This is a genomic window from Peteryoungia algae, from assembly GCF_030369675.1.
Lineage (GTDB): Bacteria > Pseudomonadota > Alphaproteobacteria > Rhizobiales > Rhizobiaceae > Allorhizobium > Allorhizobium algae.
On record NZ_CP128477.1, the window covers coordinates 71,143 to 86,587 of the forward strand.

Annotated in this window: 12 protein-coding genes; 5 read left to right on the top strand and 7 right to left on the bottom strand. The window is 62.9% G+C overall.

What is annotated here, in order from left to right; translation table 11 throughout:
- Window positions 1–7: 7 nt before the first annotated feature.
- The gene (locus QTL56_RS00390; RefSeq protein ID WP_245137795.1) at window positions 8–1,231 is read right to left on the bottom strand and encodes a hemolysin family protein; all 1,224 of its coding nucleotides are present in this window, start codon (window positions 1,229–1,231) and stop codon (window positions 8–10) included.
- A gap of 304 nt (window positions 1,232–1,535) precedes the next feature.
- On the opposite strand from QTL56_RS00390, the gene QTL56_RS00395 reads away from it, so the two are divergent.
- Window positions 1,536–1,793, top strand: coding sequence for an Ada metal-binding domain-containing protein (locus QTL56_RS00395; RefSeq protein ID WP_245137774.1), 258 nt, complete (start codon window positions 1,536–1,538; stop codon window positions 1,791–1,793).
- Between the two features lie 18 nt (window positions 1,794–1,811).
- On the opposite strand, the gene QTL56_RS00400 is transcribed toward QTL56_RS00395, so the two are convergent.
- From QTL56_RS00400 to QTL56_RS00410, 3 genes are all read right to left on the bottom strand, one after another.
- On the bottom strand, window positions 1,812–3,122 hold the full coding sequence (locus QTL56_RS00400; protein ID WP_229576735.1) for a TRAP transporter large permease: 1,311 nt from the start codon (window positions 3,120–3,122) through the stop codon (window positions 1,812–1,814).
- Window positions 3,122–3,661 (bottom strand): TRAP transporter small permease, encoded by a 540-nt coding sequence (locus QTL56_RS00405; RefSeq protein WP_245137773.1) that lies wholly within the window; start codon window positions 3,659–3,661, stop codon window positions 3,122–3,124. Before QTL56_RS00405 ends, QTL56_RS00400 begins: the two co-directional genes overlap by 1 nt.
- Window positions 3,662–3,735: 74 nt before the next feature.
- The gene (locus tag QTL56_RS00410; RefSeq protein WP_245137772.1) at window positions 3,736–4,770 is read right to left on the bottom strand and encodes a TRAP transporter substrate-binding protein; all 1,035 of its coding nucleotides are present in this window, start codon (window positions 4,768–4,770) and stop codon (window positions 3,736–3,738) included.
- 371 nt (window positions 4,771–5,141) lie between these two features.
- Between QTL56_RS00410 and QTL56_RS00415 the strand changes: the two genes are divergently transcribed.
- From QTL56_RS00415 to QTL56_RS00425, 3 genes are all read left to right on the top strand, one after another.
- Window positions 5,142–6,284: an alpha/beta hydrolase gene (locus QTL56_RS00415; protein WP_245137771.1), complete on the top strand. Its 1,143-nt coding sequence runs from the start codon at window positions 5,142–5,144 to the stop codon at window positions 6,282–6,284.
- Window positions 6,285–6,496: 212 nt separating this feature from the next.
- Entirely contained in the window at window positions 6,497–7,816 is a 1,320-nt protein-coding gene (locus QTL56_RS00420; protein WP_245137770.1) for a phosphatidylglycerol lysyltransferase domain-containing protein, read from the top strand.
- The gene (locus tag QTL56_RS00425) at window positions 7,816–9,237 is read left to right on the top strand and encodes a virulence factor family protein (protein WP_245137794.1); all 1,422 of its coding nucleotides are present in this window, start codon (window positions 7,816–7,818) and stop codon (window positions 9,235–9,237) included. The genes QTL56_RS00420 and QTL56_RS00425 overlap by 1 nt, the downstream gene beginning before the upstream one ends.
- Before the next feature lie 4 nt (window positions 9,238–9,241).
- On the opposite strand, the gene betA is transcribed toward QTL56_RS00425, so the two are convergent.
- The 3 genes from betA to betI all read right to left on the bottom strand — a co-directional run bounded on the left by betA (window position 9,242) and on the right by betI (window position 13,214).
- The gene (gene betA, locus QTL56_RS00430; protein ID WP_245137769.1) at window positions 9,242–10,894 is read right to left on the bottom strand and encodes a choline dehydrogenase; all 1,653 of its coding nucleotides are present in this window, start codon (window positions 10,892–10,894) and stop codon (window positions 9,242–9,244) included.
- Window positions 10,895–10,971: 77 nt separating this feature from the next.
- Entirely contained in the window at window positions 10,972–12,435 is a 1,464-nt protein-coding gene (betB, locus tag QTL56_RS00435) for a betaine-aldehyde dehydrogenase (protein ID WP_245137768.1), read from the bottom strand.
- Between the two features lie 131 nt (window positions 12,436–12,566).
- A complete protein-coding gene (gene betI / locus QTL56_RS00440; protein ID WP_245137767.1) occupies window positions 12,567–13,214 on the bottom strand; it encodes a transcriptional regulator BetI in 648 nt (215 codons plus the stop codon).
- 344 nt (window positions 13,215–13,558) lie between these two features.
- Between betI and QTL56_RS00445 the strand changes: the two genes are divergently transcribed.
- Window positions 13,559–15,391 (top strand): bifunctional diguanylate cyclase/phosphodiesterase, encoded by a 1,833-nt coding sequence (locus QTL56_RS00445; RefSeq protein ID WP_245137766.1) that lies wholly within the window; start codon window positions 13,559–13,561, stop codon window positions 15,389–15,391.
- Window positions 15,392–15,445 lie beyond the last annotated feature (54 nt).

The window sequence follows — 15,445 nt, forward strand, 5'->3', positions numbered from 1 at the left end:
CGCCCGATCAGCCGTCGATGCGCTTTACCAGCAGCTTGTCCACCCGGCGTCCGTCCATGTCGATGACTTCGAAGGACCAGCCCTTTGCGGTGAATTTTTCGCCGAGGGAGGGGAGGCGCTTGATCTGGTCGATGACGAAGCCCGCGACGGTCTCGTAGTCCGGATCGGCCTCGATCGAAAAGCCCATCTCGTCGGCAAACTCGTCGATCGGCATCCAGCCGGCCACGAGGAAGGTTCCATCCTCGCGCTCGGTGAGGGGAGGCTCCTCGCCGTCCTCCTCCTGAAACACGCCGGTGATGGCTTCCAGCACGTCACCCGACGTCACGATCCCTTCGAAATGGCCATATTCGTCATAGACGAGAACCATGTGGGCGGGCGAGCGACGCAACGACTGGATGACGTTGATGGCGCTGGTCCGGTCTGACACCACGGGCGCCTCGCGCATCAGGGAGCGGATGTCGAGTTCTGTACCCTGCAGGAGGGCGTCCAGTGCGTCCTTGACGAAAACGACCCCCAGGATTTCGTCCGAAGAACCGTTGCGCACCGGAAGGCGCGACCGCTGCGAATTGCGCAGCTGTTCCCGGATTGCGGCGAAATCATTCTGGATGTCGATGACCTCGACCTCGCGGCGCGGGGTCATCAGGCCACGCGCGGCCCGGTCTGCGAGGCGCATGACGCCCGAGATCATTTCCGACTCTTCTTCCTCGATCACGCCGGCGCTGTGCGCCTCGGCGAGCACGCTCCTGATTTCCTCGTCGGTCATCTTCTCGCCTTTGTCGCCCTTCTGGCCGAGAAGTGCGAGAACGAGCTTGCCGGAGGCATTGAGCAGCCAGACGAGAGGAAGCGCGACCCTCGAAAGCATCGCCATGGCTGGCGCGACCTTGGATGCGACGGCCTCTGGCGCACGAAGTGCGATCTGCTTGGGCACGAGTTCGCCGACGATCAGCGACAGATAGGTGATGGCAACGACGACCGATCCGACACCCAGGCCGTCTGAAAGTGCTTCAGACAGGCCCTGCGCCTGCAGCCATCCGGCGAGGCGCGCGCCCAGCGTCGCGCCTGAAAAGGCGCCAGAGAGCACGCCGACAAGGGTGATGCCGATCTGCACCGTGGAGAGGAAACGCCCCGGATCTTCGGCAAGCCGGATGGCGATCGCAGCACCGCGATTGCCCTGATCGGCGAGAAGCTTCAGGCGCACCGGGCGGGAGGAGACGACGGCGAGTTCGGACATGGCGAGAACGCCGTTGAGCAGTGTCAGGAAAACGACGATGGAGATTTCGATTAACACGAGTGGTCCATTGATTACGTCAGGATGCGCCGGAGCGAGCCGCTCGGTGATCCGGGATGCCGATAAGCCGGCCAGTCCCTCCGTTCAGCTGTCACGCACAATAACATGCGGCTGAGAAACGTCGACACGCTCCATATACGTGAGGAGTCCCGCTCCTGCAAACCGCAGATTTGTGACGCGCAGGTTTCGGGTGGCATCGGAACCCCTTTGCCGACATCGTCGGTCCGGCAGAAGACCGGAGGATTGCATGCATAGCGACAGGCTGACCAGCACCCATAGGAACCCGACCCCGGCGCAGTGGCAGGCGATCCGCAGTCGCGACACGTCCATGGACGGCCATTTTTTCTATGGGGTCCTCTCCACCGGTATCGCCTGCCGCCCTTCCTGTGCGGCCCGGCCCGCCCGGCCGGAGAGTGTCGTCTGCTATGAGACGGTGGCGCAGGCGAGCGCAGCCGGCTTTCGTCCCTGCCTGCTTTGTCGTCCTGATAGGCCTGAGGCCTGGTGACCTGCCGCCGGGCGCGGCTTACACGAGGAAGGTCGAGATGATCGGAAAGGCCGTGAGAATGGCGATCCGGATCAGGTCGGCACCGACAAAGGGCACGATGCCTCGATAGGTCTCGCGGATCGGCACGTCGCGGGACATGGCCGATATGATGAAGAGGTTCAGCCCCACCGGTGGCGTTATCATGCCGATCTCCGCCACCATCAACACCAGGATGCCGAACCAGATGGCGAAATGCTCAGGGCTCATGCCGAAATCCATGGCCGTCACGATCGGGAAGAAGATCGGAATGGTGAGCACGATCATGGAGAGCGAATCCATGATGCAGCCAAAGATGATGTAGAGCGCGAGGATGATGATCAGCACGGTCATCGGCGCATAGCCCTGCGCCGTCACCCATTCCGCACCGAGCTGGGGCAGGCGGGAGAAGGCGAGGAAGGAATTGAAGACCGAGGCGCCGAGGATGATGAAGAAGATCATGCCGGTCGAGACGGCCGTCTCCTTGAAACACTCGAACAGAGACTTGCGATCCAGGCCGCCATTGACGAAGGCGACGAGACCCGCGCCGACCGCGCCGACGGCGGCCGCCTGGGTCGGGGTGAACCAGCCGAGATAGATGCCGCCGACGACCGAGAAGAAGATGGCGATGACGGGCCAGACGGCAATCATCGCCGGTACCCGGTCCCTCCAGGCGACGCGTGCCGCATGTCCCGCCGAACCGGGTTTCACCCGCACATAGATGGCAATGACGATCAGGTAGGAGAGCGCCGCAATGATGCCGGGCACGAAGGCGGCAAGGAAGAGTTTGGCGATATTCTGCTCGGCGAGGATGGCATAGATGACCAGCACGACCGAGGGCGGGATCAGGATGCCGAGCGTGCCGCCGGCTGCAAGCGAAGCCGTTGCCAGCCCGCCGGAATAGCCGTTCCGCTTCAGTTCCGGCAGCGCGACCTGCGCCATGGTGGCGGCGGTCGCGAGTGACGAACCGCAGATCGAGCCGAATCCCGCACTGGCGCCGACGGCCGCCATGGCGACCCCGCCCTTGCGATGGCCGAGAAAGGCGGCCGCTGCATTGAACAGCGCCTGGCTCATGCCACCGCGTGCGGCGAACTGGCCCATCAGCAGGAAGAGCGGAATGATCGACAGCGAGTAGTTCGCATTGGTGTTCCAGGCCAGCGCCTTCATCTGCGCAAGCACCGGCGTCCACCTGTCGAGCACGAAATAGGTGCCGACGATGCCGGTGGCCAGCATGGCAGCCCCGATCGGCACGCGCATCAGGATCAGAAGGATGAGAACGGGGAAGGACCAGAGTCCGATTTCGACGCTGCTCATCAATGGGCTCCGAGCGATGCAACGATGGTGCGCCGGTTCCGGATGTCCCGGATATCGGCGACGACGACAAACAGGCAGATGATCAGGTTGGCGAACAGCAGCACGAGCGCCACGGCATAACCCCACCAGACCGGAATGAGCAGCAGCGGCGTGATTTCGCCATTGCCGAATTTGTCCATCGTCCCGACGAAATGACGCCAGGTGACGAGGCCGAGAAGCACCGCGATCAGCACGTCGCCGACGACTTGGGTGAAGTTCATCGCCTTCGGCCCGAAGGCGGAGATGATGAGATCGACACCGACATGACCGCGCTTCAGCTGGCAATAGGGCAGGAAGGCGAAGACGGCGAGACCGCACAAGGCTTCCACGAGCTCGATTTCGCCGGGCAAGGGTCGAATGGTCAGGCTGCCGGCGATCGATAGCACGGTCAGTCCGCAGGCGACGAGCAAACAGAGCCCGCCAAACGCGACCAGAGCCCCGGCAAGGGCATGGCTGGCCCGCTCGAGGCGCTCGAAGCTGCTTGACGTGGAGTTCGCCATGGGGAGGTCCTCGGGTATCAGACGAAAAAAAATCCGGGCGCCTTCCGACAGGGCGCCCGGACAGGTGTGGGAACTTACTTGGCGTTCGCCTCGATCAGAGCAAGTGCATCGTTGTAGAGGGTCGTGCCATCGAGGCCCTTGCCGTCCATTTCGGCGATCCAGGCCTTGGTGACGGCCTCTCCGGCCGCCTTCCAGCGTGCGGTCTCGGCCTCATCCAGGGTGATCGTGGTATTGCCGGCCTTGTCGGCAATTTCCTTGCCGCGAACGTCGCCTGAGTCCATGGCCTGCCCAAAGAGCCGGGCGAGTTCCTTGCCCGAATTGGCGTCGATCACCGACTTCAGATCGTCAGGCATGGCGTCGTAGCTGTCCTTGTTCATCGCGAAGAAGAACGTGCCGGTATAGAGGCCGGTCGAGCCGGAAAACGCCGTATGGTTCGGCGCGAGTTCGGCGATCTTGATCGCCGGCGTCACTTCCCACGGCACGACGGAGCCGTCGATGACGCTCTTCGACAGGCTTTCCGGGACGGCCGTCACCGGCATGCCGATGGCCGATGCGCCCATGGCCTCGAGCATCTGGTTGACCACTTTGGACGTGCCGCGAAGCTTCAGGCCCTGCATGTCTTCGAGCTTGGAAACCGGCTTGGAGGCGATCGTGTGGATGAGCCCCGGGCCATGCGTGTGGACGGCGAGCACATGGTAGTCGGTCAGCTCGTCCTTCAGGTGCTTTTCGTAATAGTCCTGGAAGGCGAGCGAGGTCGCTTCCGCGGTGGTCACCATGAATGGCAGTTCGAAGGCTTCCGACTTGGGGAAACGACCCGGCGTATAACCGAAAAGGGTCCAGGTGAGGTCGACGACACCGTCCTTGACCTGGTCGACGAGGTCGGACGGTTTGCCGCCCAGCTGCATCGCCGGATACAGTTCGACTTCGATCCGGCCATTGGAATCGGCCTTGATCTTGTCGGCCCAGGGCTGCAGCACCTTGGCCGGGATCGTCGCCTGCGGCGGCAGCATCTGATGCAGTTTCAGGGTGACGTCGGCGGCAAAGCTGGCAGTCGCCGACAGCGACATGACCAATCCGGACAGGCCGGCAATGAGAAACGGGCGCAACATGATCTCCTCCCATGTCTTGTTGAGCGCGGGGAACCTGCCGATCCGAGATCTCGTTGCGATCCGAACACATGACCGTGAGGTCATGAAAGGTCGCATCGTTGGGCTCCTCACTCCCGACCGGCAAACTTCTCCCTTGATGGTTATGCTTACAGATGGCTTCGTCGCATGCAAATAATCTTCTGGCGGTCACGCATAACCAAACTTGTATGAATGGATGCTCTGCGCCGCAATCTTTAACGCGTGTTTCAGGGCATGTCTTGCAAGCTTCGATCCGGAGTCCTTGGCGAGGACAGCGCGCTCGGTTATAGCTCGCCCCGGTCCGCTCATGACGAGCGGCGTACCGGTTGATGCGTATCGGGGATGGGTCGAGAATGAGTTTCACCGCTGCCGGAGCTGCCCGCCTGACAAGGTCGCTCTCTCTCGCCACGGGTCTTGTCGCGGCAGTTCTCCTGTCATCCTGTGCCGGACGGCCCGGTCCCGAAACCCTGGGCACGGTCGACCTCGGCGACTTTGAGCCGACCCGGGTCGAGACCCTCTACACGGTCACCACCCGCGGCCGCGCCACGACGGGCGCAAATGTCTTCACGACGGACAAGACGCGCCAACCCAATTATGCGAGCTTCGACATCTCCATTCCCCCGACCCATGTGGCGGCCGCGATCGAGTGGCCGAAGCCGGGCCGCGAGGTGGACCCGAAAACCGATTTTGCCGTCGTCTCCCAATCTGTTCTCGACCGGGCCTCGCTGCTGCAGGTTCTCCGCCGGCGCGAGGCCGCCGCTCCGGTTGTCTTCGTCCACGGCTACAACTACAATTTTCAGGAATCGCTCTTCCGGCTTGCCCAGCTGAAGACGGACAGCAATGTCGAAGGCACGCCGGTGCTCTTCTCCTGGCCATCGCTTGCCGCCTTGCCGGCCTATGTCGCGGACAAGGAATCCGCTACCTATTCGCGCGATGCGCTGGCTGACTTGCTGTCCGACATGGTGCGGGCGCGCAAGGGTGAGGTCGATGTCTTCGCCCATTCCATGGGTGGCTGGCTGACCATCGAAGCGCTCCGGCAGCTCAGGCTGGAAGGCAAGGACGATGTGCTCGACCGTCTGAGGGTGATCATGGCGGCCCCCGATATCGACGAGGATGTCTTCACCGCCCAGCTCGATGTGATCGGCCGTATGCGCACCCCCATCACCATTCTCGTTGCACCCGACGATCGTGCCCTCCAGGTGTCGAGCTTCCTCGGCGCCGGCACCCAGAGGGTCGGCGCTCTCGATGCGCGAAGCCCGGAAGTCGAGGAAGCGGCGCAGCGCTACGGCATCACGATCGTCGATATCTCCTCGCTGGAATCGATCGACGCGACCAACCACAATCGCTTCTTCGACGTGAAGCAACTGGCCGTCGCACTGAACAAGCCGGCGGCCGCCGCGACCCTGGGCGATGCCGGCGCCTTCGTGCTGGATGCCGCAGCCCAGACCGTGTCCAGTCCCTTCTCGCTGGCAGCGACCGTCCTGCGCCAGCGGTGATCCGACCGGTCTTGTCGATCAACGGGCTTTTCAGCCGGGCCTTTCCTGCAGGGCTGGCTTGCTTTGCGTCCGCTTGACGGGAGAGGCATTCGGGTGTCTCGCGCAGTTTATGCGCCGCATTACCGAAGCGTTTACCACCTTGGTGGCACAAGCTTCGATAAATACGAATGCGCTAATAAGCAGTCGAGTCTCTCCATCCAGTGGTTCCTTTCATGGCTTCTCCTTCGTCCGGTGCCGATCCGGCGGCGTCCGCGCCCGCCGCGGATCTCCCCAAGCCGCTGTCGCATGCGGCTCTCTCGCTGATTCCGCGTCTCCTCCTGCGCCTGCCGCGCACGGGGCTGCTGCTGGGCGCCATCGTCATGCTTGCCCTGCTGGGCCCGGTGCTCGCGGAGGAAAGCGCACTCCGTTTCGGCTGGAGCCTCTTCATGGCGCGTCAGGGTATCGATGCGGCCGAGGGCACGCTGGGGCTGTCGATGGTTCTCGGCGTCATTGCCTCGCGCGGCCTGGTGCGCATGCCGCGGCGGCGTCGCAATGACGCCTCGGCGGAAGGTGAACTGGCCCGTGCCGTCGCCCTTCTGTCCGGGCAGGGCAATGCCAGCGCCGGCCTTATCCGCCTTGGAGACAAGCGCGTCCTGATGTCCGACTGCGGCCAGGGCTTCATCATGTATGCCCGCCGGGGTCGCTCGCTGGTGGCACTCTTCGACCCTGTTGGACCGAGGCATCTCTGGGCGCCGCTCGTGGAAAAATTCATCGCGGAGGCCCGCCGGACCCGCAGCCGTCCCGTCTTCTATCAAGTCTCTGCCGATTTCCTGCCGGTGGCCGTGGAGATGCGTCTGCAGCCCCTGAAGCTCGGCGAGCAGGCCGTCGTTGACCTCCCCCGTTTCAGCCTTGCCGGCGGCGACTGGCTGAAGCTCAGGCGCTCGATCAACCGTGCCGAGCGCGATGGGCTTTGCTTCGAACTCGTCCCGGCCGGTTCGGTCGCGCCGCTGATCGATGAGCTCCGGCTTGTTTCCGAAACCTGGCTTTCTGCCCACGAGGCCGGCGAAAAGGGCTTCTCGCTCGGAACCTTCGAGCCGGACTATGTCGCCTCCGGCCCCGTCGCCGTGGTCCGTCTCGAAGGCCGGATCGTCGCCTTTGCCACCCTGATGACTGCGTCTTCGAACGGCGATGCCTTCATCGACCTGATGCGCCATGTGCCGGGCGTGCATCGCGGCATGATGGACCTGCTCTTCGTGAAGATCATGGAGGCACTGAAAGCCGATGGATTCCGGACGCTCAATCTCGGCATGGCGCCGCTCGCGGGGCTCTCCGTCCATCGTCGCGCGCCGACCTGGAACCATGTCGCCCGCCAGGTTTTCGAACACGGCGAACGCTTCTACAACTTCCGTGGCGTGCGTGCCTTCAAGGAGAAGTTCGATCCCGAATGGCAGCCGCGCTATCTGGCCGTCGCAGGCCAGGGTCTCCCCCTCCTGTCCCTGATCGACGTGACGCTGTTGATCGGTGGCGGGCTGAAGAGCCTGATGCGCAAGTGATGTGGATAGGCGCAAGCGTCGCTAAGTGCAGCAGCCTGCGCAGGCGGCTGACAGCGGCCGTCTTCCTCCTTTCGGTCATGGCAGGCGGCGCACCAGCAACGGCGTCGAGCGACGGCATTGTCAGTCTGCCGCAGGATCACATTGCCACCCCCGATGACCACAGGATATCAGGCGTCGTCGTGCTGATCTCCGATGCCAATGGCTGGGACATGGCCGAGCAGGCCGCGCTGGAAGCCGTGGTCGCCGGCGGCGCAATCGGCGTCGGCGTCGATCTGCGCACCTGGCGGACGGCGCTCGCGCGCGAGACGGCGCGGGAGTGCCTCTTCCTTCCCGCCGATATCGAACGGCTGACCCGTCAGTTGCATCGCAGTCACCAGGCAGATTTCTATCGCCCACCGCGCATCATCGGTTTCGGCGAAGGCGGGGCGCTGGCGCTCGCCATCGCAGCCCAGACGCCGAATCGCAGCTTTGCCGAGACGATCGGCGAGACCGTCGCCGTCGACCCGACGCAGGCAGTCATGCTTCCCAAGCCGCTCTGCACGCCAGCCCCGCGCCAGGAAACGGCAGACGGAACGGCCTATGGGCTGTCGCCAGGCCCGTTGCCCAATCCCATCCGCATCACCTTCTCGTCGCTGGCCGATGATACCTCGCGGCATCATGCGCAATCCCTGCAGACGAGCCATCCGGATGTGGTGATCGCACGAGGGGACGGTGATGCCGCGCCCATCCTTTCCACCGAAGCCGCCGATCTCGTTGCGCGATTGGCACCTGATGATGAAGCCCTCGACCTGCCGTTGGTCGAGGATCTGGTGACGCCGACCCATGATACGGTCGCGATCTTCTATTCCGGCGACGGAGGCTGGCGGGAGATCGACCAGCGCATCTCCGCCCGCTTGAACGCGAAAGGCATACCCGTCGTCGGCGTCGATGCCCTGCGCTATTTCTGGAGCGAGAAGACGCCCGAGGCGACAGCCGCGGACCTCTCGACCATCATCGACCACTACCGCGCCCGCCTCGGGGTCCGGAATGTCGTCCTGATCGGTTACTCCTTCGGCGCCAATATCCTGCCCAGGGTCTACAATCTACTGCCAGAGGCAGACCGCAAGAGTGTAACACTCCTCTCGCTGCTCGCGCTCTCCCGTCAGGCCGATTTCGAGATCGCCGTCTCCGGCTGGCTGGGTGCTGCAGGTGCCGGTAAACATGGCGATCCCGTCGATCATCTCGCCGGTGTCGAGGCCGCCAAGATACAGTGCGTCTACGGGCTCGATGAGGAGGATACGGGCTGCCCGGCGCTCGAACCCCGTGTCAGGGACGGTCTTGAACTCATCGCCCGCCCCGGCGGCCATCACTTCGACGAGAATTATGAGCTGCTGGCCGATGGCATCTTCGCGCGAGCAAGGCAAGCTGGTGCCGTCGATTGAAGCCCTACCGGTCGCTCGTCTCCCAGCGCGGATTGATCCACGGTTCCTGATTGCTGCGGGGCAGGGGTGTCTTGCCGAGAATATGGTCGGCCGCCTTCTCGCCGGTCATGATCGAGGGGCCGTTCAGATTGCCATAGGTCAGTTTCGGGAAGATGGATGAGTCCGCCACGCGCAGGCCCTCCACTCCGATCACCCGGCATTCCGAATCGACCACGGCCATCGGGTCGTCCTTCGATCCCATCTTCGCCGTGCCGCAAGGGTGATAGGCGCTTTCCAGATGCTCGCGCAGGAAGGCATCTATCTGGTCGTCCGTCTGGACCCCTTCGCCGGGCTGGATTTCCGGGCCGCGGAAGGCGTCGAAGGCCTTCTGGCCGAAGATTTCGCGGGTCAGGCGCACGCAGTGGCGGAATTTGATCCAGTCTTCCTCATGGCTCATATAGTTGAACTTGATGACGGGATCGGCCATCGGATCTGGCGAGGCGAGGGTCACCGACCCGCGCGACTTGGAGTGGTTGTAGCCCACATGGACCTGGAAGCCATGGCTCTTGGCCGCAGCCTTTCCGTCATAGGAAATGGCGACGGGCAGGAAGTGGAACTGGATGTCCGGCTGCTTGACGCCAGGCGCCGAGCGCACGAAGGCGCAAGATTCGAACTGGTTCGAGCCGCCGAGCCCACGGCCGGAAAACAGCCATTGCGCGCCGGCCACCCCCTGCCAGAACCAGGGCAGCCAGGAATAGAGCGATACGGGCTTCAAAGAGATCTGCTGGAAGTAGAATTCCATGTGGTCCATCAGGTTGGCGCCGACGCCCGGCCGGTCCACCTTCACCTCGATGCCCATTTCCTTCAGATGCGCTGCCGGTCCGATGCCGGACAGCATCAGCAGCTTCGGCGTGTTGAAGGAGGAGGCTGAAACGATCACCTCGCGATTGGCCCTGACCACTTCGATTTTGCCATTGCGCTCGATTTCGACGCCAACGGCACGGCCGTTCTCGATGACGATCCTGCGGGCAAAGCAGCGCACCAGTTCCACATTGGGCCGTTTCATCGCCGGCTTGAGGTAAGCATTCGCGGCCGACCAGCGGCGCGAGCGCCAGATGGTCTGCTCCATCAGGCCGAAGCCTTCCTGCTTCTCGCCGTTGTAATCCTCGGTCGTCTCGAAGCCCGCCTCGCGGCCGGCTTCGACAAAGGCGCGCACCAGAGGGTTCTTCGCCGGGCCGCGCTGGACATGCAACGGCCCGTCCGTGCCGCGCCAGCCTTCCTGACCGCCATGCGAATTTTCCATGCGCTTGAAGTAGGGAAGCACGTCCGCATAGCCCCAGCCGGAGGCGCCGCTCTCTTCCCAGCCGTCGAAGTCCTCGGCAGATCCCCGCACATAGACCATGCCGTTGATCGAGGACGACCCGCCGATCACCTTGCCGCGGGGGGCGGTGATCCGCCTGTTGTTGAGATTGGGTTCCGGCTCGGAGAGATAACCCCAGTTGTAGCGCTTCATGCTCATCGGCCAGGCAAGGGCTGCCGGCATCTGGATGAAGGGCCCGATATCCGACCCGCCATATTCCAGCACCATGACGGTGTGCTTGCCGTCTTCCGACAGCCGGTAGGCCATGGCCGAGCCGGCCGAGCCGGAGCCGATGATGATGAAATCTGCCTGGTTCATTGCGGTATGTATCCCAGCCTCGGATAAGTGGTGATGTCCCCCGGCCTCCCCCGCAGGGGAGGCGTCGTTACGTCAGATCAATACGGCGCCTCGCATTTGCCCATGCCGACGTAAATCGTCTTCAGCTCGGAATAATGCTCGAGCGCCGCTGCCGAATTCTCGCGACCAAAGCCCGATTGTTTCGACCCGCCGAAGGGGATTTCGACCGGGCAGAGATTATAGGTGTTGATCCAGAGCGTGCCGGCCTCCAGCTGGTCGACCACGCGATGGGCGCGGGAGAAGTCTGCGGTGAAGACACCGGCCGAGAGGCCGAATTCCGTCGCATTGGCCCGCTCGATGACCTCCGCCTCGTCCTCGAAATCGAGCACGCACATCACAGGCCCGAAGATCTCTTCGCGCGCGATGGTCATGTCGTCGGTGACATCGGCAAACACGGTCGGCTGGATGTAGAAGCCTTCGCCGGTGACGCTGTTGGGAATGCCGCCGCCGGTCACCAGCGTGGCACCCTCCGCCTTGCCCTTGTCGATATAGGAGAGCACCTTCTCGCGCTGGGCAAGCGAAACCATCGGCCCCATCTGGGTTGTCTCGTCCTGCGGGTCGCCGATCAGGATGGCTTCGGTGCGGGCCTTGAGGCGCGAGAGGAAGGTGTCCTTGATCGCCTTGTGCACGAAGACGCGCGTGCCGTTCGAGCAGACCTGGCCGGTCGAATAGAAGTTGCCGAGCATGGCGCCCGAAATCGCGCTGTCGACATCGGCATCGTCGAAGACGACAATCGGCGACTTGCCGCCGAGCTCCATGGTAACATGCTTCAGCTGCGAGGCGGCAGCGCCTGCCACCTTGCGGCCCGTCGGCACGGAGCCGGTCAGCGACACCTTGGCGACATCGGGATGCGACACGAGCAGCGGCCCGGTCTCGCGGTCCCCCTGGATGACATTGTAGACGCCCTTCGGCGCGCCGGCCTCGATCAGGATCTCGGCGATCTTCAAGGCCCCGAGCGGCGTCACTTCCGATGGCTTGAACACCATGGCATTGCCGGCGGCGAGTGCCGGCGCACCCTTCCAGCAGGCGATCTGTTGCGGATAGTTCCAGGCTCCGATGCCGGCGACCACGCCGAGCGGCACGCGCTTCGTATAGGCCCAGTCGCCCCCAAGCGGGATCTGGCTGCCATTCATCGCACTTGCAATGATGCCGCCGAAGAATTCAAAACTGTCGGCGCCCGAGGTCGGGTCGGCGACGATGGTCTCCTGAATAGGCTTGCCGGTGTCGAGCGTCTCAAGCTCGGACAGCTCGCGATTGCGCTCCCGCATGATCTCGGCGGCCTTTTTCAAAACACGTCCGCGCGCAGCCGGTGTCCAGGAGGCCCATTCCTTCTGCGCCCGCTTGGCCGATGCAATCGCCATCTCGACGATCGCAGGCGTGGCCGCGTGCAGCCGCGCGATCACCTCGCCGGTGGCCGGGTAGATGCTCTCGATTACGGCGCCGTCTGTATCCTCGACATAGTCTCCGTCGATGAAATGCGAGGCTTGCGGTTGTGCTCTCATGATGTTTCTCCGGACAGCGTTCAATCTGGTCTAATCATCGGGTCATGCCCCTCATTGCGGGCACAAGGTGTTGCGCCTGACCCGGCCTGGCACCGTCTCCCGTCTGAACGGGGAGGCGGAGAGGAGGGGGCTTAGCCTTCGTCTTTTCCTCTCCCCACGCGCGGGGACGGGGTTGGGTGAGGGGCAATCCTTGCTGCGATCGTGGTCTGCAATTGCCCCGCCACATAATCCTCGACCAATGCGACAGAGGCATCAATCGATAAAGGTGCCGCTTTCAGAGATTGACGGATATAGAGCCCGTCGATCATCGCGGCTGCGCCATCGGCAATCCGCCCCGCGTCGGCGGCCCCGCAAAGCGGCTTCAGCCCCGAGAGCAGGTTCGAATGCAGCCGCCGCGCATAGACGACGAGCAGTCGGCGCACCTCTTCCGAACGCTGCGCTTCCGAATAGAAGGCGAGCCAGGCGGCGACGACGTGAGGCGCGAACTGGTTGGCCTGGAAGGAAATGCGCAGCACGGCCGAAATCCGTTCGCGCGGCGTCTCCGACGACGCAAGTGCGGTCACCGCATCGGCGCGCAGCTGGCGCAGCAGCGAGCGGATCGTCTCGACCAGCAATTGATCCTTGGAGCCGAAATAGTGATGGGCGAGCGCCGGCGAGACACCCGCCGCGCGGGCGATCTCCGACATGGTCACGGTGAGCGATCCGTGATGCCCGATCGTTTTCAATGCGGCATCGACAAGCGCCTTTCGACGCACCGGCTCCATTCCGACTTTCGGCATTCCAGATCCCCTTGTCTTGCACCACCATACTTTTGATTGACTGATCAATCAACTAAAAATCGGAAACGTCTCTCGATGGGCCGCAGCGGCGTTCCATTAACGGTAAACCGGTGAGGCTGGCGCATGGGGTTTCGCCGGGCGATATGTCGACGGGAACCGAAAACGAGTTGCCAAAACGCATGTTTCGCGGCCTTTCCCGGCTTCGGGAGCCGCCCAGGTCTTATCGTCATCCGGTTTTGTGCCATGAAACTTTCATCGCACTGTCACACTGCCGAAAGCCTTTGTTGACGATTGAACCGCCAAATTTCCGCCCATAAAAACAAATGCATACTGGAGTATCGCCTATGGGTGCGGGGGTCGCGGAAGATTTGGGCGCATTGCGGCGCTTCGCCAGTGACCAGTTGGTCACGCTTGCCAAGCTTGTCGTGGAAAATGCCTTCCAGCCGATCGTCGAGGTCGGAACCGGGGCGGTGTTCGGTCATGAAAGCCTGATGCGCGGTCAGGACCGCATCGGCTTTGAAAGCCCTCTCGATCTTCTCGACCAGGCCGCCGCCACGGGCCAGCTTCTGCCGCTGGAGCAGATGGTCGCGACCCGGGCGCTTGCCAAGTTCGCAACGCTCCCCGATCGCGCCGGCGCCACGCTGTTCCTCAATCTCGACGTTCGCCTCATCCCCGAAGGCAATGAGCTGGTTGATACGCTGCTCGACCAGCTTCGCAAGGCGCATGTGCCGCCGTCTTCCGTCTGCTTCGAACTGTCAGAGCGCTTCGACAACACCCGTGTCCCGGAATTTGCCGCCCTTGTCGAGCGTCTGCGCCGTTCGGGCTTCAAGCTCGCCATCGACGACTTCGGTGTCGGCCATGGCGAGATGAAACTGCTCTGCGACTATCCGGTCGACTATGTGAAGATCGACCGCCATTTCATCACCGGCCTCGACAGCAATCCGCGCAAGCGCCACCTGGTGAAAAACATCGTCAATTTCTGCCATGTGCTCGGCGTGCGTGTCATCGCCGAGGGCATCGAAACCGAAAACGAATTCCTCGCCTGCCGGGAGTTCGGTGTCGATCTGGTCCAGGGCTGGTATATCGCCCGCCCCAGCACCATTGTCTCGGAGCTGAAGAGCGCCTTTCCCCATCTCCAGGATGTGGGCAAGGCTCGCCGCGCCACGCAGTCGCTCGACGAGATCTTGATCCGCAAGCAGATCGAGACCCTGCCAACAGTCTTCGAGCACGAAAACATCGACCATGTCTTCGATCTGTTCCGCCGCAATCCCGGCCAATCCTTCTTCCCCGTCCTGAATGCCAATGGCGAGCCACGCGGCATCATCAATGAGCGGCATCTGAAGGAATACATCTACCAGCCCTTTGGCCGCGATCTTCTGAAGAACAAGCTCTACGAGCGTTCGATTTCCCACTTCGTCGACCGCGCCCCGATTGTCGGCCTCGATGCCGATGCCGAGCGGCTGATGACGATGTTTGCCAATATGGAAGGTTCCGACTGCGTCATCCTGACGGAAAACATGCGGTATGCAGGTGTCGTCTCGGCTGCCTCGCTGATCCGCATCATGAGCGAGAAGCAGCTGAAGACCGCTCAGGACCAGAACCCGCTGACGGGCCTGCCCGGCAATCGCGCCATCCGCGATTTCATGCGCTCGGCGGCCCTGGATGGCGATGGAACACGATTCTGCTGTTACTGCGATTTCGACCATTTCAAGCCGTTCAACGACCATTACGGCTTCCACCAGGGCGACCACGCGATCTCGCTCTTCGCGGCCCTCCTGCGCCGCTATTTCTTCTCTGAAGACGATTTCCTCGGCCATGTCGGCGGCGATGATTTCTTCATCGGCGTCAACGATTGGACCCGCGAGGAACTGGCCGAAATCCTCGACCGCCTCCTGTCGGATTTCCACGACGACGTCATCGACCTCTATTCCGAGGCCGACCGCCAGGCCGGCCATATCAGGGGCCTCGATCGCCAGGGCCTGGAGCGCGATTTCCCGCTGATGCGCTGCTCGATCGGCGTTCTCGAACTCCCCTCAGGCCTCGTCATCGACGATGTCAATCGCATCAGTGGCGAGATCGCCGAGCTGAAGAAACAGGCCAAGGAAAGCGCCGAAGGCGTGGTGATCGGCGTGTCGGGCGACAAAGAGGCGACGTTATCCTCCGGCCGTGCCGCTTGAACCTGCAGTCTTATTCGTCATGATGCCGCAAGTGTGGACAGCGCCGCGCGAAGA

Excerpts from the sequence above, each read along its gene's own strand:
- QTL56_RS00405 (WP_245137773.1), bottom strand. The coding sequence starts at position 3,661 with ATGGCGAACTCCACGTCAAGCAGCTTCGAGCGCCTCGAGCGGGCCAGC.
- QTL56_RS00390 (WP_245137795.1), bottom strand. The coding sequence starts at position 1,231 with ATGTCCGAACTCGCCGTCGTCTCCTCCCGCCCGGTGCGCCTGAAGCTT.
- betA (WP_245137769.1), bottom strand. The coding sequence starts at position 10,894 with ATGAACCAGGCAGATTTCATCATCATCGGCTCCGGCTCGGCCGGCTCG.
- QTL56_RS00415 (WP_245137771.1), top strand. The coding sequence starts at position 5,142 with ATGAGTTTCACCGCTGCCGGAGCTGCCCGCCTGACAAGGTCGCTCTCT.
- QTL56_RS00410 (WP_245137772.1), bottom strand. The coding sequence starts at position 4,770 with ATGTTGCGCCCGTTTCTCATTGCCGGCCTGTCCGGATTGGTCATGTCG.
- QTL56_RS00400 (WP_229576735.1), bottom strand. The coding sequence starts at position 3,122 with ATGAGCAGCGTCGAAATCGGACTCTGGTCCTTCCCCGTTCTCATCCTT.
- QTL56_RS00445 (WP_245137766.1), top strand. The coding sequence starts at position 13,559 with ATGGGTGCGGGGGTCGCGGAAGATTTGGGCGCATTGCGGCGCTTCGCC.
- QTL56_RS00395 (WP_245137774.1), top strand. The coding sequence starts at position 1,536 with ATGCATAGCGACAGGCTGACCAGCACCCATAGGAACCCGACCCCGGCG.
- betI (WP_245137767.1), bottom strand. The coding sequence starts at position 13,214 with ATGCCGAAAGTCGGAATGGAGCCGGTGCGTCGAAAGGCGCTTGTCGAT.
- QTL56_RS00420 (WP_245137770.1), top strand. The coding sequence starts at position 6,497 with ATGGCTTCTCCTTCGTCCGGTGCCGATCCGGCGGCGTCCGCGCCCGCC.
- QTL56_RS00425 (WP_245137794.1), top strand. The coding sequence starts at position 7,816 with ATGTGGATAGGCGCAAGCGTCGCTAAGTGCAGCAGCCTGCGCAGGCGG.
- betB (WP_245137768.1), bottom strand. The coding sequence starts at position 12,435 with ATGAGAGCACAACCGCAAGCCTCGCATTTCATCGACGGAGACTATGTC.